This is a genomic window from Rhizobium sp. PK7-22 (assembly GCF_056530405.1).
On sequence record NZ_CP096514.1, the window covers coordinates 1,134,487 to 1,153,480 of the forward strand.

General features: G+C 63.5%; 22 protein-coding genes and 2 pseudogenes. 10 read left to right on the top strand and 14 right to left on the bottom strand.

What is annotated here, in order from left to right:
* Positions 1 to 7: 7 nt before the first annotated feature.
* A complete protein-coding gene (locus M1E10_RS10180; protein ID WP_029619976.1) occupies positions 8 to 265 on the bottom strand; it encodes a BQ00720 family protein in 258 nt (85 codons plus the stop codon).
* A gap of 47 nt (positions 266 to 312) precedes the next feature.
* A complete protein-coding gene (locus tag M1E10_RS10185) occupies positions 313 to 744 on the bottom strand; it encodes an Hsp20 family protein (protein WP_499176232.1) in 432 nt (143 codons plus the stop codon).
* 174 nt (positions 745 to 918) lie between these two features.
* Between M1E10_RS10185 and M1E10_RS10190 the strand changes: the two genes are divergently transcribed.
* Positions 919 to 1,863: a nucleoside hydrolase gene (locus M1E10_RS10190; RefSeq protein ID WP_499176233.1), complete on the top strand. Its 945-nt coding sequence runs from the start codon at positions 919 to 921 to the stop codon at positions 1,861 to 1,863.
* Between the two features lie 4 nt (positions 1,864 to 1,867).
* Here M1E10_RS10190 and M1E10_RS10195 read toward each other — a convergent pair whose 3' ends face one another.
* Both M1E10_RS10195 and M1E10_RS10200 read right to left on the bottom strand, forming a co-directional pair.
* Positions 1,868 to 2,773 (bottom strand): ribokinase, encoded by a 906-nt coding sequence (locus tag M1E10_RS10195; protein ID WP_499176234.1) that lies wholly within the window; start codon positions 2,771 to 2,773, stop codon positions 1,868 to 1,870.
* A gap of 48 nt (positions 2,774 to 2,821) precedes the next feature.
* The gene (locus M1E10_RS10200) at positions 2,822 to 4,027 is read right to left on the bottom strand and encodes a DNA recombination protein RmuC (RefSeq protein ID WP_499176235.1); all 1,206 of its coding nucleotides are present in this window, start codon (positions 4,025 to 4,027) and stop codon (positions 2,822 to 2,824) included.
* 122 nt (positions 4,028 to 4,149) lie between these two features.
* On the opposite strand from M1E10_RS10200, the gene def reads away from it, so the two are divergent.
* From def to truA, 3 genes are all read left to right on the top strand, one after another.
* Complete coding sequence (def, locus tag M1E10_RS10205; protein ID WP_499176236.1) at positions 4,150 to 4,665, top strand: peptide deformylase; 516 nt, start codon at positions 4,150 to 4,152, stop codon at positions 4,663 to 4,665.
* Positions 4,666 to 4,735: 70 nt separating this feature from the next.
* Entirely contained in the window at positions 4,736 to 5,671 is a 936-nt protein-coding gene (gene fmt, locus M1E10_RS10210; RefSeq protein ID WP_499176237.1) for a methionyl-tRNA formyltransferase, read from the top strand.
* On the top strand, positions 5,671 to 6,426 hold the full coding sequence (gene truA / locus M1E10_RS10215) for a tRNA pseudouridine synthase A (RefSeq protein ID WP_499176238.1): 756 nt from the start codon (positions 5,671 to 5,673) through the stop codon (positions 6,424 to 6,426). The genes fmt and truA overlap by 1 nt, the downstream gene beginning before the upstream one ends.
* 3 nt (positions 6,427 to 6,429) lie before the next feature.
* On the opposite strand, the gene M1E10_RS10220 is transcribed toward truA, so the two are convergent.
* From M1E10_RS10220 to dapD, 3 genes are read right to left on the bottom strand one after another with little or no spacing between them, the layout of a single operon-like run.
* On the bottom strand, positions 6,430 to 7,026 hold the full coding sequence (locus M1E10_RS10220) for a hypothetical protein (protein ID WP_499176239.1): 597 nt from the start codon (positions 7,024 to 7,026) through the stop codon (positions 6,430 to 6,432).
* The gene (dapE, locus tag M1E10_RS10225) at positions 7,010 to 8,206 is read right to left on the bottom strand and encodes a succinyl-diaminopimelate desuccinylase (RefSeq protein WP_499176240.1); all 1,197 of its coding nucleotides are present in this window, start codon (positions 8,204 to 8,206) and stop codon (positions 7,010 to 7,012) included. Before dapE ends, M1E10_RS10220 begins: the two co-directional genes overlap by 17 nt.
* Positions 8,207 to 8,215: 9 nt before the next feature.
* Positions 8,216 to 9,070 carry a 2,3,4,5-tetrahydropyridine-2,6-dicarboxylate N-succinyltransferase gene (gene dapD / locus M1E10_RS10230; protein WP_499176241.1) on the bottom strand — a complete coding sequence of 285 codons (855 nt, stop codon included), beginning with the start codon at positions 9,068 to 9,070 and terminating at the stop codon, positions 8,216 to 8,218.
* A 138-nt stretch (positions 9,071 to 9,208) separates the two neighbouring features.
* On the opposite strand from dapD, the gene M1E10_RS10235 reads away from it, so the two are divergent.
* On the top strand, positions 9,209 to 10,069 hold the full coding sequence (locus M1E10_RS10235; RefSeq protein WP_499176242.1) for an LOG family protein: 861 nt from the start codon (positions 9,209 to 9,211) through the stop codon (positions 10,067 to 10,069).
* 73 nt (positions 10,070 to 10,142) lie between these two features.
* Here M1E10_RS10235 and M1E10_RS10240 read toward each other — a convergent pair whose 3' ends face one another.
* Both M1E10_RS10240 and M1E10_RS10245 read right to left on the bottom strand, forming a co-directional pair.
* Positions 10,143 to 10,799 (bottom strand): EF-hand domain-containing protein, encoded by a 657-nt coding sequence (locus M1E10_RS10240; RefSeq protein WP_499176243.1) that lies wholly within the window; start codon positions 10,797 to 10,799, stop codon positions 10,143 to 10,145.
* 99 nt (positions 10,800 to 10,898) lie between these two features.
* Positions 10,899 to 11,606: an HAD family hydrolase gene (locus tag M1E10_RS10245; protein WP_499176244.1), complete on the bottom strand. Its 708-nt coding sequence runs from the start codon at positions 11,604 to 11,606 to the stop codon at positions 10,899 to 10,901.
* Positions 11,607 to 11,707: 101 nt separating this feature from the next.
* On the opposite strand from M1E10_RS10245, the gene M1E10_RS10250 reads away from it, so the two are divergent.
* Both M1E10_RS10250 and M1E10_RS10255 read left to right on the top strand, forming a co-directional pair.
* The gene (locus tag M1E10_RS10250) at positions 11,708 to 12,622 is read left to right on the top strand and encodes a DMT family transporter (protein WP_499177147.1); all 915 of its coding nucleotides are present in this window, start codon (positions 11,708 to 11,710) and stop codon (positions 12,620 to 12,622) included.
* 61 nt (positions 12,623 to 12,683) lie between these two features.
* Positions 12,684 to 12,797 (top strand): annotated as a pseudogene (locus M1E10_RS10255) (hypothetical protein); the annotation flags it as partial.
* On the opposite strand, the pseudogene argB reads toward M1E10_RS10255, so the two are convergent.
* Positions 12,782 to 13,537: pseudogene (argB, locus tag M1E10_RS10260) on the bottom strand (acetylglutamate kinase); the annotation flags it as partial. The pseudogenes M1E10_RS10255 and argB overlap by 16 nt on opposite strands.
* Positions 13,538 to 13,674: 137 nt before the next feature.
* On the opposite strand from argB, the gene M1E10_RS10265 reads away from it, so the two are divergent.
* The 3 genes from M1E10_RS10265 to M1E10_RS10275 all read left to right on the top strand — a co-directional run bounded on the left by M1E10_RS10265 (position 13,675) and on the right by M1E10_RS10275 (position 15,675).
* Positions 13,675 to 14,217 carry a sigma-70 family RNA polymerase sigma factor gene (locus M1E10_RS10265; protein ID WP_499176245.1) on the top strand — a complete coding sequence of 181 codons (543 nt, stop codon included), beginning with the start codon at positions 13,675 to 13,677 and terminating at the stop codon, positions 14,215 to 14,217.
* The gene (locus M1E10_RS10270) at positions 14,214 to 14,948 is read left to right on the top strand and encodes an anti-sigma factor (protein WP_499176246.1); all 735 of its coding nucleotides are present in this window, start codon (positions 14,214 to 14,216) and stop codon (positions 14,946 to 14,948) included. Before M1E10_RS10265 ends, M1E10_RS10270 begins: the two co-directional genes overlap by 4 nt.
* A gap of 169 nt (positions 14,949 to 15,117) precedes the next feature.
* The gene (locus tag M1E10_RS10275) at positions 15,118 to 15,675 is read left to right on the top strand and encodes a fasciclin domain-containing protein (protein WP_499176247.1); all 558 of its coding nucleotides are present in this window, start codon (positions 15,118 to 15,120) and stop codon (positions 15,673 to 15,675) included.
* Positions 15,676 to 15,784: 109 nt separating this feature from the next.
* Here M1E10_RS10275 and yihA read toward each other — a convergent pair whose 3' ends face one another.
* The 4 genes from yihA to rpmH all read right to left on the bottom strand — a co-directional run bounded on the left by yihA (position 15,785) and on the right by rpmH (position 18,906).
* On the bottom strand, positions 15,785 to 16,435 hold the full coding sequence (gene yihA, locus M1E10_RS10280; protein WP_499176248.1) for a GTP-binding protein: 651 nt from the start codon (positions 16,433 to 16,435) through the stop codon (positions 15,785 to 15,787).
* Between the two features lie 123 nt (positions 16,436 to 16,558).
* Complete coding sequence (gene yidC, locus M1E10_RS10285; RefSeq protein WP_499176249.1) at positions 16,559 to 18,352, bottom strand: membrane protein insertase YidC; 1,794 nt, start codon at positions 18,350 to 18,352, stop codon at positions 16,559 to 16,561.
* Positions 18,349 to 18,741: a ribonuclease P protein component gene (gene rnpA / locus M1E10_RS10290; RefSeq protein ID WP_499176250.1), complete on the bottom strand. Its 393-nt coding sequence runs from the start codon at positions 18,739 to 18,741 to the stop codon at positions 18,349 to 18,351. Before rnpA ends, yidC begins: the two co-directional genes overlap by 4 nt.
* A 27-nt stretch (positions 18,742 to 18,768) precedes the next feature.
* Positions 18,769 to 18,906: a 50S ribosomal protein L34 gene (rpmH, locus tag M1E10_RS10295; protein WP_077067111.1), complete on the bottom strand. Its 138-nt coding sequence runs from the start codon at positions 18,904 to 18,906 to the stop codon at positions 18,769 to 18,771.
* Positions 18,907 to 18,994: the final 88 nt, after the last annotated feature.

Here is an 18,994-nt window from a genome sequence, read left to right on the forward strand (position 1 = left end):
AAATGGGTTAGTGCAGGCTGACCGTTTTCAGGTCGTCTTCGGCCGCCTTGAAGAACGTGCTGGACCGGTTGTCGGTCAGCAGGATCGGCGTACCATCGGCGCCAAACAGCGCCCATAGATCAAGGTTGGGATCCATGTCCGGTGCCTCGGGAAAGCAACGCGACACATCTTCCGACCGTATTTTGCGAATGTAGCCGACTTCTCCGGCGCCCAGATGGGCAAGTTCGGAAAGGGTCAACTGCGTGTTCGCTTCTTTCAGGAGCATTCCAGCCTCCGACATTGAGGGGCGTAACGACGTTAATGTCGTTGGTCCTACTCTGAGGCGGAAATGTTAATTTTTCGCACCATGCGGGCTGCCTCTGGCCGGATGAGATCAACGGACAGAAGCCCGTTTCTGAGCGCCGCCCCAGCCACTTCCATGCCGTCGGCCAGTACGAACATGCGCTGGAACTGGCGCGCTGCAATGCCGCGATAGAGATAGTCGCGATCCGGTTGATCGACCTGCCGGCCGCGGATCACCAGCTGGCTTTCCTCGACCGTCACCTCCAGCTCGGCCTCGCTGAAGCCGGCAACCGCCAGCGTGATTCGCAACCGCTCGGGTTCATCTGCGGCGCGATCGGCCTGAAGCCGTTCGATGTTGTAGGGCGGGTATCCGTCATTGGCCTTGGCCAGGCGCTCCAGCGTCTTTTCCATGGCGTCAAAGCCCAGAAGCAGCGGGCTCGCGAACGGCGTGATGCGGCTCATTGTTCAGTCCTTGCAAAAGCGACCATGATTCCGGCCCGCCAGGCGGCACCGTATCCGCCCGCAATATGGGAACAGAAGGTATCAGGCGCAAGCCGCTGGTCACCGCCGGCGGCGCCATTGCCTGCCGCCGGGAGCGCGTGTAGCTAATGTGCGCAAACAGGATGAAGGTTCGACATGGCAGAGAGCATAAAGATCATCATAGACACCGATCCCGGACAGGACGACGCAGCAGCCATCATGATGGCGTTCGCAAGTCCGGACGAGATCGAAGTGCTTGGCCTGACGGCGGTGGCCGGCAACGTCCCCCTGTCGTTCACCAGCCGCAACGTCCGCATCATCTGCGAGCTTTGCGGCCACAGCGATGCCGCCGTCTACGAGGGAGCGGAACGTCCGCTCGTCCGCAAGCCGGTCACCGCCGAGCATGTGCATGGCCGCACAGGTCTTGACGGCGCCGATCTGCCGGAACCAGCGATGGCCGTTCGCTCACAGCCTGCGGTCGATTTCATCGTCGAAACGATCATGCGCGAGCCTGAGGGCTCGATCACGCTCTGCACGCTGGGCCCGCTTACCAACGTTGCGCTCGCGCTCCGGAAGGAGCCTGCGATTGCCGGTCGGGTCAGGGAGCTGGTGATGATGGGCGGCGGCTTCTTCGAAGGCGGCAACATCACTCCGGCCGCCGAGTTCAATGTCTATGTCGATCCAGAAGCCGCCGCGCTCGTCTTCGCGTCAGGCATGCCGATCGTGATGATGCCGCTCGACATCACCCACCAGCTTCTCACCCGCAAGGACCGGGTGTCGAAAATCGCGGCGCTCGGGACCCGCCCGGCCCAGGTGCTGGTCGACTGGCTCGCCTTCTTCGAGCGCTTCGACGAGGAGAAATACGGCTCAGACGGCGGACCCCTGCATGATCCGTCGGTGATCGCTTACCTGTTGAAGCCCGAGCTCTTCTCCGGCCGCCATTGCAATGTCGAGGTCGAGACGCAGTCGGAGCTGACGGTCGGCATGACGGTCGTCGACTGGTGGCGGGTCTCGGGCCGGGAGCCGAACGCCATGGTCATGCGCAATGTCGATGCCGACGGCTTCTTCGACCTGCTGACGGAACGGGTCGGCCGGCTCTAGCCGGTCAACCCTGCAGCCGGTCTTCAACCTCGGCTTTTGTCGGAATGGAAGGCTGGGCGCCGGGCTTCAGGCAGGCCAGCGAGCCGGCGACGGCGGCTCGCCGCAGCGCCTGGTCGAAGGCGATGCCGCTGTCGAGGGCGGCTGCGAGAGTGCCGCAGAAGGTGTCTCCGGCACCGACGGTATCGACGGGCTCGATCTTCAGGCCTTGCGCCCTGTGCAGCGCCCCATCGCGCGCGGCGATGACACCATCCGCGCCGAGCGTGACGACGTAGGTCTGCCCCGTCTCACGGTGCAATTGCAGCAGGGCTTCCTCTCGTGCCGCAGGGTCGAGGTCTGAACGGCCGGACAGCAGCTCGAATTCGGTTTCGTTGGCGACGACGACATCCGCAAGCCCCGCCAGTCGCGCCGCCTCGTCGGTCAGCGGCGCGGTGTTGAGGATCGTGGTGATGCCGCGGGCCCGGGCAGCCGTCAGCGCCGCCTCGACCGCCGTGGCGGGAATTTCCAGCTGCAGCATCAGGATATCACCGTCCGACATGGCCTCGACCGCCGTTGTCGCCTGAACGTCCGTCACGGTGCCGTTGGCGCCGGGGACGACCACGATCATGTTCTCGCCGGTTCCGCCGACGAGGATGAGGGCGGTTCCGGTAGGGCCTTCGACAGGACTGACGCCCGTGAGATCGACGCCGGCCTCGTCCAGCAGCGCGAGTGCCGGCCCAGCGAATTCGTCTTCCCCAACAGCGCCGACCATGCGCACGCCAGATCCCGCCCGCCGGGCTGCCAGCGCCTGGTTGGCGCCCTTGCCGCCCGCAGCCGTGGCAAAGCCGGTGCCGGCAACAGTCTCGCCAGGCTCCGGCAGCCGCGCCGTGGTGGCGATGAGATCCATGTTGATGGAGCCGAGGACAGTGATCATGTGAGATGCCTTGAGGATGTGAGATTGGGGCGACACTGCCCGAGGCGCTTAGTCCTCGTCAACCACCCGGAACTTCAACAGGCCGCTCCGGCTTTCCACGGCCCGCGGCGGGCTCGGTTCGCTCTCGGGGGCCGGCTCCGTGGCGCTTGCCAGTTCCAGCCCGCCGATCTTGGCGCCGCGCTTCACGAGTTTGTCGGAGGAGGTGAGGATCTGCTCCACATCCCGCTGCGCCGCTTGAAAATGACCCTGGAGCTTGCGGGTCCTGTCGTCGAGACGCGAAAGGTCCTCCATCAGATGCGCCACCTCGCCCTGGATCAGATGCGCCTGCTCGCGCATGCGCTGGTCCTTGAGCACCGCCTGGATCACCTGGATCGAGAGCATCAGCAGCGAGGGCGAGACGATCACCACGCGCAAGCGCTGCGCCTTCTGCACGGCGCCGTCGAAATGCTCGTGGATCTCCGCGAAGATCGATTCCGACGGCACGAACAGGAAGGCCATCTCCTGGGTCTCGCGCGGGATCAGGTATTTCTCGGCAATGTCGCGGATGTGCACCTCGAGATCGCGGCGGAACTGCGCCGCGGCCGCCTTGCGGGCCTCCGGTGCCGCGACATCGTGAAACATATTCCAGGCCTCCAGCGGAAACTTAGCGTCGATCACCAGCGGCGGCGCCCCGTTCGGCATTCTGATCGTGCAGTCCGGCCGCTTGCCGTTGGAGAGCTGAGTCTGGAACTCATAGGCGCCCATCGGCAGCCCGTCGGCGACGATCGCCTCCATGCGCCCCTGGCCGAAGGCACCGCGGGTCTGCTTGTTGGAGAGGATGGCCTGCAGACCGACGACATCCTTGGCGAGGCTCTGGATGTTGTTCTGCGCCGCGTCGATCACGGCCAGCCGCTCCTGCAGCAGGCGCAGGTTTTCGTGCGTCGACTTCGTCTGCTCCGTGATCGTGCTCCCCAGCCGCTGGCTCATTCCGTCGAGCCGCTGGTTGACCGCCTGGCCGAGCTCCGACTGCCGTTGCGACAGCGTCTCCGTCATATGCGCCAGGCGTCCCTGCATCTCGGCCTGGTGGCGCATGAGCTCGATCAGCCTTGCTTCCGCCTGTGCCGCCTGGCGCGCCGCCTCCGTGCCCCGGCGGTGCGCAGAGGCAATGGCATAGACCGCCGCTACGCAGACGAGTGCCGCGATCAGGAGGATCACCCAGAATGTCGGCGGCGCGGTCTGGAGCGAGGTGTGCAGAAGGGCGATGATGCTGTCCATTCCCGCACCCTAGCAGATATCGCAGGGGTGGAAAGATCAAAACAGGAACATCGGGGCTCTGCAGCGCTTCAGAGACCATTCTCACCTGTTCCATCCGCGAAAAAGATGCGCTATGGGAGGCGATGACGATCAAGCCTCTTATCATTCTCCCCGATCCGATCCTCCGCCAGCCGTCCAGGCCGTTCGAGCAGGTCGACACCGAAGTGCTTCGCCTGGCCGACGACATGTTGGAGACGATGTACGATGCGCCGGGCATTGGCCTTGCCGCAGTCCAGATCGGCGTCCCGCGCCGGCTGCTGGTGATCGATATCTCCCGCGACGACGAGGAGAACAAGCCGCAGGTCTTCATCAACCCGGAAATCGTTGCCACATCCGACGACCGCTCCGTCTACGAGGAAGGCTGTCTCTCGATCCCGGATTACTACGCCGAGGTCGAACGCCCGGCCACCGTCACGGTCCAGTACATCGGGCGCGACGGCAAGAAGCAGACAATCGAGGCAGACGGCCTGCTGGCAACCTGCCTGCAGCACGAGATCGACCATCTCAACGGCATCCTGTTCATCGACCACATTTCGCGGCTGAAGCGGGAGATGGTGATCAAGAAGTTCACCAAGGCCGCCCGCTCACGCGTTGTCTGACGACGGCCTGTGGATGCTCCGGCATCGACGGCCTGCCACCTGAGTGCACTCGAACGCAGACGGGATCACGATGACGCTTCGCATCATCTTCATGGGAACGCCAGAGTTCTCCGTACCGACGCTGCGCGCCTTGAAGGACGCGGGCCACGAAATCGCGGCGGTCTACAGCCAGCCGCCGCGGCCCGGCGGCCGTCGTGGGCTCGATCTGCAGAAATCGCCGGTCCACCAGGCGGCCGAGCTTCTGGGCATTCCGGTCTTCACGCCACTGAACTTCAAGGAAGAGGCAGAACGGGAGCGGTTCCGCGACCTGAAGGCCGATGTGGCGGTCGTCGTCGCCTACGGCCTGCTGCTTCCCGAAGCGATCCTCCAGGGCACCCGGCTGGGCTGCTACAACGGCCACGCCTCGCTGCTGCCGCGCTGGCGCGGTGCGGCCCCGATCCAGAGGGCGATCATGGCGGGCGATGCCAAGACCGGCATGATGGTCATGCAGATGGAAAAGGGGCTGGACACCGGTCCGGTCGCACTCGCCCGCGAGGTCGAGATCGGCGAGAACACAACCGCGGGCGAACTCCATGACCAGCTGATGCTCGTCGGCGCCCGCGCCATGGTCGAGGCGATGAACAAGCTGGAAGCGGGCGAGCTGCCGCTGGTGCCGCAGTCAGACGACGGCGTCCTCTACGCCGCCAAGATCGACAAGAACGAGACACGCATCGATTTTTCGCGGCCCGCCCGTGACGTCCACAATCACATCCGCGGCCTTGCGCCCTTTCCGGGCGCCTGGATGGAGGCTGTCGTCAACGGCAAGAGCGAACGCATCAAGGTGCTGGCGTCCGAACTGGGAACCTGGGACGGCGAGCCGGGCACCGTTCTGGATGATCGTCTTACCGTCGCCTGCGGCAGTGGCGCCGTCCGGCTCGTTCGCCTCCAGAAGGCAGGCGGCAAGCCGCTTGATACGTCGGACTTTCTGCGCGGCACGCCGATCCTCCCCGGCATGAGGCTCGGCTGATGCCCCGCTACCGCATGACGGTTGAATATGACGGTTCTCCCTATGTCGGCTGGCAGCGGCAGGAGAACGGGCATTCGGCGCAGGCGGCGATCGAAAAGGCAATCCTGTCGCTGACAGGCGAGACGGTCGCCATCCGCGGGGCAGGGCGCACCGATTCCGGCGTCCACGCCATGGGTCAGGTCATTCATGCGGATATTTCGAGGAGCTGGGAGCCCCACAAGCTGCGCAACGCGCTCAATGCCCACCTCGGAATGAAGAGAGAGAAGCTGGCGATCCTCGACGTCCAGGCAGTGGACGACGGCTTCGACGCCCGTTTCTCCGCCCTGCGGCGCCACTATCTCTACCGGATCATCTGCCGCGCGGCGCCGCTGGCGCTGGAAGCGAAGCGGGCCTGGTGGCTGCCAAAGGGGCTCGACCACGAGGCGATGCATGCGGCGGCGCAGATGCTCGTCGGCCACCACGACTTTACCACCTTCCGCTCGACCCATTGCCAGGCGAAAAGCCCGATGCGCACCCTCGACCGGCTGGACGTGACGCGGGAGGGCGAACTTATCGAGATCCGCGCCTCCGCCCAGAGCTTCCTGCACAATCAGATACGCTCGTTCGCAGGCACGCTGAAGCTCGCGGGCGAGCACAAGATGACGCCTGAGGATGTGCGCGCGGCATTGGAGGCCAAGGACCGCAAGGCCTGCGGCCCGGTGGCCCCGCCCGAAGGGCTTTATTTCATGAAGGTGGATTACCCGGGCGACCTCTGATCCTCAGCCGGGATAGATGCCGAGGAAGCGCTCCATCGTATCGGAGAGCAGCATTGTCGGGATGATCAGCACCATGGTCAGCGTCGCCACCATCAGCGGATGCGGCCCGCAGATGATCCGGAAGATCCGCGATATCGAGAACACCAGCGCCATCATTAGGAAGAGCCAGATCAGCGACAGCAATCCAGTCAGGCCTGGCACCAGCATCAGGAGCAGGCTGAGGGCCCCGTAGGCATAGGCGAAGGGAACCGAGAGCCAGTTTACCGCGACCACCATGGCGTAATACTTGCGCCCCAGCGCCAGCGCCCAGGCCATGAAGCCGATCAGCACCAGCGGAACAAGCCAGTTGGCAAGCTCCAGCATGGCCAGTCGGAAAAAGAAGATGCCGCCGAGCTCCGTGTCCTGCGGCATTCCTCGCAGATAGAGCGCGCGCCACCAGACCCATGAGGCCGCCATGGCAGGCAGGCACAAGAGAATGGCCCAGAAGGACCGCATCAGCCCGCGGTCGCTGACGTCGAGGCGCTTCAATCCTCCCGCATCGCCGCGGATGAGGAGCCAGAGACCGGAGAGATAGATCCTGACTTCATTCAGTCCGGGCATTGTCGAACCATTTCGCAATGAAGCCGCCATAGATCTGCGTCAGTGTCTCGAGGTCCGCAACGGCAACCCGCTCGTCCACCATGTGCATGGTCTGGCCGACGAGGCCGAATTCAACAACCGGGCAGTAGTCCTTGATGAACCGCGCATCCGACGTGCCGCCGGTGGTGGAGAGGATCGGTGTCTGTCTGGTGACCGTTTCTATGGCTTCGGAAAGCGAAGCGGTCAGAGCAGTGTTGCGGGTCAGGAAGACATGGCTCGGTCGCTCGCTCCAGGCGATCTCGTAGCGGACCGGCGAGCGCCCGGGCCGCAAGGCGCCGTCGGCGGCAGCCGCGTCCAGGCGGCGGATGATCTCCGCCTTCAGGCTGTCGGCGGTCCAGCTGTCGTTGAAGCGGATGTTGAATGCCGCCGTTGCCTTCGACGGGATGACGTTGACGGCCGGATTGCCCGCATCGATCGTGGTCACCTCCAGATTGGAGGGCTGGAAGTCGTCCGTGCCATGGTCGAAGGGTGGGTCCATCAGCGCATGCGTCAGCTGCAGCAGCCCGCGCAGCGGGTTGTCGGCCAGATGCGGATAGGCGGCATGGCCCTGCACGCCGTGGACGGTGATCTTGCCCGACAGAGACCCGCGCCGGCCGATCTTGATCATGTCGCCGAGGACATCCGGATTGGTCGGCTCGCCGACGAGGCAGGCGTCCCATGTCTCGCCCTTTTCGGAAGCCCAGGTCAGCAGCTTCTCCGTGCCGTTGACGGCCGGGCCTTCCTCGTCGCCGGTGATCAGCAGCGAGATAGAGCCCGCAGGCGGTCCGTGCTTCTCCACATGTCGTGCAACCGCCGCCACGAAGCAGGCGATGCCGCCCTTCATGTCGACGGCGCCGCGACCGTAAAGCATCCCATTGGCAATTTCGGCCGCAAACGGCGGATGCGACCAGGCGCCCTCGTCGCCGGGCGGAACGACATCCGTATGGCCGGCAAACATCAGGTGCGGTCCCTCGCTGCCGAGCCGGGCATAGAGGTTCTCGACGTCCGGCGTGCCGTCTGCTGTCGCCACCATCCGCTCGACCCTGAAGCCGAGTGAGGTCAGTGCGGCTTCAAGCGCCGAGAGCGCTCCGCCCTCGATCGGTGTGACCGAACGGCAGCGAATGAGCGCCTGCAGGTTGTCTACGGGATCGGTTGCGGCCATGGTCGGCGATCAGTCCCGCAGCAGTTCGTTGATGCCCGTCTTCGAACGGGTCCTCTCGTCGACGCGCTTGACGATGACGGCGCAGTAGAGGCTCGGGCCCTGTTCGCCGTTCGGGAACGGCTTGCCGGGCATCGTGCCGGCGACGACGACGGAATAGGGTGGAACTTCGCCGTAGGTGATCGAGCCGGTCGCCCGGTCGACGATTTTCGTCGACTGGCCGATGAAGACGCCCATGCCGAGCACGGAGCCCTCGCGGATGATGCAGCCTTCGACGACCTCCGAGCGGGCGCCGATAAAGCAGTTGTCCTCAATGATCGTCGGGCCGGCCTGCATCGGCTCCAGCACGCCGCCGATTCCGACGCCGCCCGAAAGATGCACGTTCTTGCCGATCTGCGCGCAGGAGCCGACGGTCGCCCAGGTATCGACCATCGTACCCTCGCCGACATGGGCGCCGAGGTTGACGAAGGATGGCATCAGCACGACGTTGGGCGCGATATAGGCGGAACGGCGCACGACCGCGTTCGGCACCGCGCGGAAGCCCGCGGCGCGGAAATGGTTTTCACCCCAGTTTTCGAACTTGGAGGGCACCTTGTCCCACCAGGTGGACTGGCCGGGGCCGCCCGTGACCACGCCCATGTCGTTCAGCCGGAACGACAGGAGGACGGCCTTCTTCAGCCACTGGTTCACTTTCCAGGATCCGTCCGACTGGCGCTCGGCAACCCGGGCCTTGCCGCCGTCGAGGAGGTCGAGCGCGGCATCGACGGCGTCGCGAATTTCGCCCTTGGTCGAAACCGAAACACTGTCCCGTTGTTCAAAGGCAGTCTCGATGGTCGTTTCCAGGGAGGCGAAATCCGCGGTGCTCATGGGAAGTCCTTCAGTTCAGATCGGCAGGATGGATTGGGGTGGTCTGGCGGCTGGCCAATCGATGCTAATTGCTCTAAGCGACCGCCACTCCACCGTCAACGTGAATTGGCGCAGCGCGCCCGACTTGGAAGGCAGAACATGGCGAAGGCGAAGAAGGATGGCCCGCGGCGCAAGGATGGCGTCTGGGATCCCCTGAAGGACAGTTCCACCGACCGGCAGAGCGCCGCCGGCGTCCCCAAGACACCGCAATCGATGTCGCCTTCCTACCGTCTTGCCTACGCGGATGAAGACTTTCTCTGCCGCGAGGAACTGCGGCCCGTGCGCCTCCAACTCGAGCTTCTCAAGGCCGAGATGATCCTTGCCGAACGGCGAATCAAGTCGACGGTCGTCCTGTTCGGCGGTGCCCGCATCCCGGCGCCCGGCCAGGAGGCCTGGGCCGCCCGCAACGAGACGCAGCGCATGAACCTCGAGGCTGCCTCGATCTACTACGAAGAGGCCCGCAAGTTCGCCAATCTCTGTGCCCGTTACGGGGAGCAGTTCGACCATCAGGAATATGTGGTGGTGACCGGCGGCGGGCCGGGCGTCATGGAGGCCGGCAATCGCGGTGCCTCGGAAGCCGGCGCACCCACCGTCGGTTTCAACGTGGTCCTGCCGCACGAGCAGGCGCCCAATCCCTATGTGACGCCCGAGCTCAGCTTCAATTTCCACTATTTTGCCGTCCGCAAGATGCATCTGATGATGCGGGCAAAGGCCATCATCATCTTTCCGGGCGGCTTCGGCACGATGGACGAGATGTTCGAGGCGCTGACGCTGATCCAGACGCGCCGGATGGAGCGCATCCCCTTCGTCCTGTTCGGCAAGGAGTTCTGGACCACCATGGTCAACTGGCAGGCGCTCGCCGATTTCGGCACGATCGCGCCGGAAGACCTCGAATTGATACGCTTCGTCGAAACGGCCGACGAGGCCTGGAAGATCGTCGCCGACTTCTACGAGCACTGACGTAAAGGAAAACCCGCCCCGGGCGGTGGGGCGGGTTGATGACAGACCGTGCTAGTCCCTGGGGTGGCGGTGACTAGAAGGGGCGGTCCGGCATGTCGTCGATGCTGATGACACCGTCTTCGTTGCGGTCCATGCGGGCAAACAGCTTGTCCACGGCAGCGGTCACCTCAGCCTTGCTGAACTGGCCGTTCTCGTCCGTGTCCGCCTGGCGGATCAGCTGCATGCCGCCCATCTGCGGGCCCATGCGTCCGCCGTGGTGCATGCCGTGGCGCCCACCTTCGTGACGACGTTCAGCGCGGTCACCGCGTGGGCCGGGACGGTCGTTGCTCTCATCCGCGTCATCGCCGTCGTCGTTGTTCTGGGCCATCTCCTGGCGGCGCTCTTCGCGACGTTCCGCACGATCGGGGCGCGGATTGTCCTTGCGGAACTCTTCCATCTTGGCTTCGCGATAGGCACGCAGTTCGCCGGGGATCAGTGTGCCGTCCTTGTCGGCGTCCATCTCGGAGAACAGCGCTTCCTGGCGTGCGGAGAGCTCTTCCTTGCTGATCTGCCCATTCTTGTCGGCGTCCGCGGTCTTGAGCAGGCGGACGAACATCATCTCCTGCATCATGCCGCCTCTGGCGCCGTGGCGGCCGGGACCATCACGACCGGGAGCCGCAAAGCTTGGCAACGCGGTGCCGGCGACGAGGACGGCTGCGAGCGATGCCAGAATGATCTTGTTGGTCTTCATGGAAGGCTTCCTTTTCGGTTGTCTATGACCCGAAGGTAGGCGCAACCGACATGAGGAACCACTTAAACATCCGTAACCTGGGTGAACTTTCGGTAAGGTTCAGCCCATGACGCCGGTGAGGAATCCTGCCAGATCGTCCGTCACGTAATCGATGTGATCGTCCTCGTCCGAGAGTGTTTCCCAGCGCTCCATCAGCACGTCGTCGAGATTGCGCGGCACCAGCAGCACCGTGCGCATGCCGAGCATCTTGGGTGCCTTCAGGTTGCGCGGCAGGTCCTCGAACATCGCCGCATGGCGGGTATCGACGCGGTGCAGGCTGGCAAACTTGTCGTAGGTCGCGCCCGCCGGCTTCGGCACATAGTCGGCGGCGACGATATCGAAGATGTCGTCGAAGTGGTCGAGGATGCCGAGCGCCCGGGCCGCGGCTTCTGCATGGGGCACGCTGCCGTTGGTAAAGATGAACTTGCGGCCCGGCAGCGCCTTGATCGCCTCGCCGAGCTCCGGATGGGGCAGGAGCGAAGAATAGTCGATCGCATGGGCCCGCTCCAGGAATGCATCCGGCGAGATGCCGTGGTTGAGCATCAGCCCCTGCAGTGTCGTTCCGTGCTCGTGATAGTAACGCTTTTGCAGAGCCCGCGCCTCGTCCGGCTCCAGCTGCAGCAGCTCGGCGACGAAAGCGCTCATGTTCTTGTCGATCTGCGAAAACAGGTTGACGTGATGCGGGTAGAGCGTGTTGTCGAGGTCGAAGACCCACTCGTTGACGTGCGCGAAATCGGCGGGCGAAGGGGAGGTGCTGGGCTTGGTCATGCCGCCTTATGCACGCTGTGGCGGCGAAAGAAAACGCCAGACTTCGATCTGCCCCGAAAGTGATCTTGGCTGAACGCGGCGACGGTGCTACCGCCGGTCGCATGGAACTCTGGATCCCCATCACCATTGCCGCGGCCTTTCTGCAGAACATGCGCTCGGTGCTGCAGAAGCACTTGCGCGGCCGGCTGAACACCACCGGCGCCACCTTCGTGCGCTTTGGCTACGGCGTTCCCTTTGCCGTCCTCTACATGGCGATCCTTCACTATGGCCTCGGCCGGCCGATGCCGGTGCCCAATCTCTCTTTCGCGATCTGGGCGGTCGCGGGCGGCTTCGCGCAGATCGGCGCCACCTTCCTGCTCGTCTACATCTTCGCCTTCCGCAACTTCGCTGTCGGCACGGCCTATTCGAGAACGGAGCCGGCGCAGGCCGCACTGGTCGCGCTTGTGCTGGTGGGGGAAACCATTACGATCGACACCGTGATCGCCATTGCGATCTCCATCGTCGGTGTCATGCTCATCTCGGTGGCAAGGACCGAGCTGACGCTGCGATCGCTGATCACATCCATTGGCAGCCGTACGGCGGTCTTGGGGTTGGCGTCGGGTTTCCTCTTCGGCATCTCCGGCGTTTCCTACCGCTATGCCTCGCTGTCGCTGGCCCCAAGCCTGCCCGAACCTGACCCTGTCATGCAGGCCGGCTACACGCTGCTCGTCGTCATCGTCATGCAGGCGGTGGCGATGCTGGCCTGGCTGGTTCTCAAGGATCGGCAGGAGCTGCCGCGCATTGCCCGGGCATGGCGGCCGGCCGTGGTCGTCGGCTTTGTCGGCGCCACGGCATCCTTCGGCTGGTTCACGGCCATGACACTGCAGCCGGCGGCCGTGATCAAGGCGTTGGCGCAGATCGAGATGCTGTTCACCTTCGCCTCGTCCGTCCTGATCTTCAAGGAACACGTCAACCGGCTGGAGATCGCCGGCTGCCTGCTGATCGTGCTGGGGATCCTGGCGCTGGTGCTGATCTGACGGCGTGTCCGTGCAGACCAAATGTCCTCACGGAACGATCAGCGTACCGGCGCCATGCTCGGTGAAGATCTCGAGCAGCACGGAATGCGCCGTCTTGCCGTTGAGGATGACGACCCCTTGCACGCCGGCCTTGATCGCTTCGATGCAGGTCTCGACCTTCGGGATCATGCCGCCGGAGATGGTGCCATCCGCAATGAGCGCCTGCGCCTGCGCCACTGAAAGCTCCTTGATGAGCTGCTTGTCCTTGTCGAGGACGCCGGGCACGTCGGTCAGAAACAGCAGGCGGGTGGCCCGCAGCGCGCCGGCGATGGCGCCGGCAAACGTATCGGCATTGATGTTGTAGGTGGCGCCATCGCGGCCCGGTGCGACGGGCGCGATCACCGGGATCATCTCGGATTTCGCCAGCAGGTCGAGCAGCGTCCGGTCGACTTCCACGACCTCGCCGACGAAGCCGAGGTCGAGGACGCGTTCGATGCGTGAATCCGGGTCGATGATGGTCTTCTTCGCCTTTTCGGCAAAGACCATGTTGCCGTCCTTGCCGCAGAGGCCGATCGCCCATTCGCCCGTCTGGTTGATGAGTGCGACGATCTCCTTGTTGATGGAGCCGGCCAGAACCATCTCGACGATCTCGACCGTCTTCTGGTCGGTGACCCGCAGGCCGCCTTCGAACTTCGATTCGATGCCCATCTTGGTCAGCATGGCGCCGATCTGCGGCCCGCCGCCGTGGACGACGATCGGATTGACGCCGGACTGCTTCAGGAGCGCGATGTCGGCGGCGAAAGCCTTGCCGAGCTCAATGTCGCCCATGGCATGGCCGCCGTATTTCACAACGATGGTCTTGTTCTCGTAGCGCTGCATATAGGGCAGGGCCTGGGCCAGAAGTTGCGCCTGAAGTTGGCTGTCCGAAGGCGTCATTGGGTTCCCCGTAGAATGCGTGCCCGGCCTTTTAGCCTAAGTTGCCGGCAGATGAAATAATCGCCTGTCCAGCTTTAACAAATTAGGGATATGCCATATCAGAACTGCTGAAACGTCTTTGAGGAGAAAGGCGCCTCTTGGCCACGCATGATGTTGCAAGTCTGATCGGCCGGGTGGCGCTGCGCGATCGTGCCGCGTTTGCCGCGCTTTATTCCGCCAGCGCTCCGAAACTTTTTGCCGTCTGTCTCCGTATCCTGAAAGACCGGGCGGACGCCGAGGACGCGCTACAGGAGATTTTCGTCAAGATCTGGCACCGGGCGGACCGTTTTGCGGGTAATGGTGCCGACCCTCAGGGCTGGCTCTGCGCCATCGCCCGCAATCACGCGATTGATCGGTTGCGGGCGCGCCGGCCGGTGGCGGATACGATCGAGGACGCGGGCCTCGAACTGCGCGACGATAGTCCCGACCCGGAGCAGTTGACGGTGCTGAAAGGCGAGGGACGTAGAATTGACAGGTGCATGCAGGAACTGGATCCTGACAGGGCCTCGGCAATCCGCAGCGCCTATGTCGAAGGCCTGAGCTATCAGGAACTTGCGGATCAGTTCGCAGTACCACTGAATACGATGAGAACCTGGCTGCGAAGGAGCCTGTTGACGTTGAGAGAGTGCCTGGATCGATGACGACGCCGGACAACAGCGAGGGAGATCGCGCCCGTGACGAGGTGCTGGCCGGCGAGTACGTGCTCGGCGTTCTGTCTCTGCGCGACCGGATCGCCGTCGAAAACCGCATGGAGCGCGACCGCGCCTTTGCGGCCATCGTCGCACGCTGGCAGGGCAATCTCTCCGAATTCGATCACGACTATGTACCGGTCGCGCCGCCGGCAGCGGTATTCTCCACTATCGAGCAGCGGCTCTTTGCGCCGCGGGGCAACAAGCACAGCAGAGGCCTTGGCGGTCTTTGGAACTCGCTCGTCCTGTGGCGTGGAGCAACCGTGGCGTCGCTCGCGCTGTTGCTCGCTTTCGCGCTTTATGAAAGCGCGGCATTCGGTCCGGGCGACCCTGATGCGCCGCTGGTGGCGGAACTTGCCGGAGAAGATGCCCCGGTGACACTGCTTGCCCGATACGACCGGGAGAGTGGGCGCCTGCAGATGACGCCGGTGGCCGCTGCCGGTCCCGCAGAGGAACGGTCACTGGAATTGTGGCTCGTGCCCGGCGGCGATGAGCCCACCATCTCGCTTGGTGTCCTGCCGCAGACCGGCGAGGGATCGCTGGTGATCCCGGCGGATCTGCGTCAAAGGGTGACCGAGGGCGCAACCCTTGCCGTCAGTCTCGAACCCTTCGGCGGTTCACCGACCGGACAGGCGACAGGCCCCGTGATCGCCATCGGTCAGACACGCAGACCTGTTCAGTAATCGCAATGATATTCAACAACTTGCGGATTATGCGCGAATTTCCTGCGCCACGTTGAAACTCTTTTCCTTTGTCTCTCGTCGCTTGTGATGTTCCCGATGATCGGGAGCCACTTGTCCCGCCGGCGCCCTGCGCCCGGGCAATCGGATCCAAGAGGAAGAGGAAATCACGATGCTGAAATCTGCACTTCGCACGCTTGCCGTTGCAACCGTCATCTCCGCCGGCGCATTTTCGGCACAGGCAGCCAACCCCGAAGTCGGCGGCGCTGCCATGTTCGAAGACAAGAACATTGTCGAAAACGCCATGAACTCCAAGGATCACACGACGCTGGTCGCCGCCGTCAAGGCAGCCGGTCTGGTCGAAACGCTGCAGGGCGACGGTCCGTTCACCGTCTTCGCCCCCACCAATGCCGCCTTCGAAGCGCTGCCGGCCGGCACGGTAGACACTCTGCTGAAGCCCGAGAACAAGGACCAGCTGGTCAAGATCCTGACCTGCCATGTCGTAGCGGCAGAAGCGATGTCCTCCGCGATATCCAAGATGATCGCCGACGACAGCGGCGAGCATGACGTCACCACAGTCGGTGGCTGTGTTCTGAAGGCCAAGGAAGGCATGGGCAAGATCACGCTGACCGACGAAGCCGGCGGCGTGGCGACGGTCACAATCGCCGACGTCCAACAGTCGAATGGTGTCATCCATGTGATCGACAAGGTTCTCCTGCCGAAGATGTAATTCACCAGTCAGTGCTCTGCGTTCGCGCGCGGATCGCTGCACCTGATGGAAAGGGCGGGTCGCAAGGCCCGCCCTTTCTCGATTGGCAGCGAATGAATTTCCCGGGTGGCTACCCGATGGTTTCCAGGATCGCCTGGCGCAGTTCGTCGAGGCCTTTTCCCTTTTCCGAGGAAGTGGCGATCAGCTGGGGAAAGGCGGCCGGCCGCTTGCGGATCAATTCGGCCGTCTCATCAAGAAGCCGCGGTACGCCGGCCTCCTTGATCTTGTCCGTCTTGGTGAGGACGATCTGGTAGGAAACGGCAGCCTTGTCCAGGAGGTCCAGCACGTCCTCGTCATTCTTCTTGATGCCGTGGCGGCTGTCGATCAGCACGTAGACGCGCTTCAGCGTGGCGCGGCCGCGCAGGTAGTCGAAGACCAGCTTCGTCCAGGCATCGACGGTTTCCTTGGGCGCCTTGGCATAGCCGTAGCCCGGCATGTCGACGAGCGCCATCGGCGGCAGGTCCCCGCCTGCGCCGGAATAGCCCTCGGGCACGAAGTAGTTGAGTTCCTGGGTGCGGCCGGGCGTGTTGGACGTCCGGGCAAGCCCTTTGGAGCCGACCAGCGCGTTGATCAGCGACGACTTGCCGACGTTCGAGCGACCGGCGAAGGCCACTTCCAGTGGGCCTTCCGGTGGCAGGAACTCAAGCGAGGGGACGCCGCGGATGAAGATCCAGGGGCGGCCGAACAACGGCTTTTCGTCCGGGGTCGTGTCTGCGGGCATGGTGTCTGTCCTGTCGCTATAGAAGGGAGGGCTTCCAGCTTTTGCTCCGGCTTGTCAAGTTGACAGCACTGACCATGGCGCCAGAGAAAGAAAAAAGCCCCGGCGAACCGGGGCTTTTCAAAACTATTTGCTGGCCGTCGGCTTTCGCCGGAACAGGCCCTTCATATTGTCGAAGAGCTCGATCTTGGCGCCGTGACGCTTCATGATCAGCGCCTGCTGCGTGATCGACAGCGTGTTGTTCCACGCCCAGTAGATCACCAGACCGGCCGGGAAGGTCGCCAGCATGAAGGTGAAGACAAGCGGCATCCAGTTGAAGATCATCGCCTGGGTCGGATCGGGCGGCGTCGGGTTCATGCGCATCTGCACGAACATGGTGATGCCCATGATCAGCGGCCAGACGCCGATCATCAGGAAGTGCGGCACGTCGTAGGGAAGAAGACCGAAGAGGTTGAAGAGGGACGTCGGGTCCGGAGCCGAGAGATCCTGGATCCAGCCAAAGAAGGGTGCGTGGCGCATCTCGATGGTGACGTAGATCACCTTGTAGAGGGCAAAGAACACCGGGATCTGCAGGAGGATCGGCCAGCAGCCCGCAATCGGGTTGATCTTTTCCTCCTTGTAGAGCTGCATCATCGCCTGCTGCATCGCCATACGGTCGTCGCCGTGCTTCTCCTTCAGCTCGGCCATCTTCGGCTGCATGCGCTTCATGTTGGCCATCGAAGCGTATTGCTTGCTGGCCAGCGGGAAGAACAGTGCCTTCACGACGATCGTCGTCAGCAGGATCGCCACGCCGAAGTTGCCGAAGTAGCGGAAGAAGAAGTCCATCAGGTGGAACATCGGCTTGGTGATGAAGTAGAACCATCCCCAGTCGATCAGAAGCTCGAAGCGCGGAATCGAATAGGATTCCTCGTACTGGTCGACCAGCGGCACTTCCTTGGCGCCGGCAAAGACCCGGTTTGTCAGCTCGACCGATTGGCCAGGCTCGACGGTCAGGGCATCGCTCTTGAAGTCCGCCTGGTAGCGCGGCTGACCATCCGTGAAATGCGAGAAACGGGATTCGTAGGGCAGCGCCTGCGGCGGCACGAGCGTTGCTGCCCAGTATTTGTCGGTGATGCCGAGCCAGCCGCCGGTGGCCTTGGCGTTGGCGACCGCTTCGTCTTCGATGTTGCCGTAGCTCTCCTCGACGAGGCCGGTTTCGCCGATCACGCCGATGAAGCCTTCGTGGATCACGAAGACGGAAGGCGTCGCCGGCTTGTTGTAGCGGGTGACCCGTCCGTAGGGCGCAAATGTCACGGCTTCGCCTGCACCATTCTGGATGCTGTCGGCGACGGTGATCATGTAGTGGTCGTCAACCGAGATGGTCCGGTTGAACACGACGCCTCTGTCATTGGTGAAGCTCAGGACGACCGGTGTATCGACGGTCAGTTTCTCGCCGCTCGAAAGGCTCCACTCCGTGCCGGGACCCGGAACCGCTCCGGAGGTCTCGCTTTGGACGAACCCGAGTTCGGTGAAATAGCCACCGGCTGTATCTGCGGGCGAGAAGAGCGTGATGAGCGGGCTCTCGTCGTCGACGGTCTCGTGATACTCGCGCAGCTTCAGGTCGTCGAAGCGCGCGCCGATCAGGTTGATGGAGCCGGCGAGGGCAGGCGTGTCGATGGCGACCCGCGGGGCTGTCGCCAGCGCCTGCTCACGGGTAGCGGTTGCCTGCGCCTGGCCCGTGCCGGGAAGTGTCCCATTGACGGCAACGCCGGGGCTTTCGGGCGTCACAGGCTGCGAAGCTTCACCCTGGAGTGCCTGCTGGGCCTCAAGGGCCCGCTGCTGCGCTTCCATCCTCGGGCTCATGTAGAGGAATTGCCAGGCAATGACGATCACCACCGAAAGGGCGATCGCAATAAAATAATTGCGGTTCTTTTCCATCATGCTTTCCTGGAACGGGTCTCCTCGGACCGCTTGTGTTTCGGCCGTGCCTCGATGCGCTCGACAAGCTGAACGGTCAATTCCGCGAAGGGCACCGTAAGGACCTCCCGTCGCGCGACAATGACATAGTCGTGTCCGGGCTTCATTGCAAACGCGGCAGAATGTCTGACGGCTTCCTTCAGGCGCCGCCGCATCCGGTTGCGCTCGACGGCATTGCCATGCCTCTTGGTCACCGTGAATCCGACCCGGGGCTCCGCCTCGGGTTCTTGACGGTCCAGGACTTCCAGAACAAAGTTGCGGCCTCGGCGCGTTTCACCAGCGCGCACAGCAAGAAACTGCGGCCGGCTTTTCAGCCGCCCGGCAGTTTTTTTGAATGTGTCTTCGTCCGTCATCGCCCGACTGACGGGCACGCCCGGCCCTTAGGCCGAGAGACGGTTGCGGCCGCGCGAGCGACGAGCTGCAAGAACCTTGCGGCCACCAGCGGTGGCCATACGGGCACGGAAACCGTGACGACGCTTGCGAACAAGCTTGGACGGTTGAAAGGTACGCTTAGACATTTATTTAATACCGCGGTGTGCGGCCCTTCTTAATTTGCCTTGCGGCAACAGCGTTTAGGAGACGTTCTGCCATAGGTCGCATACGCGC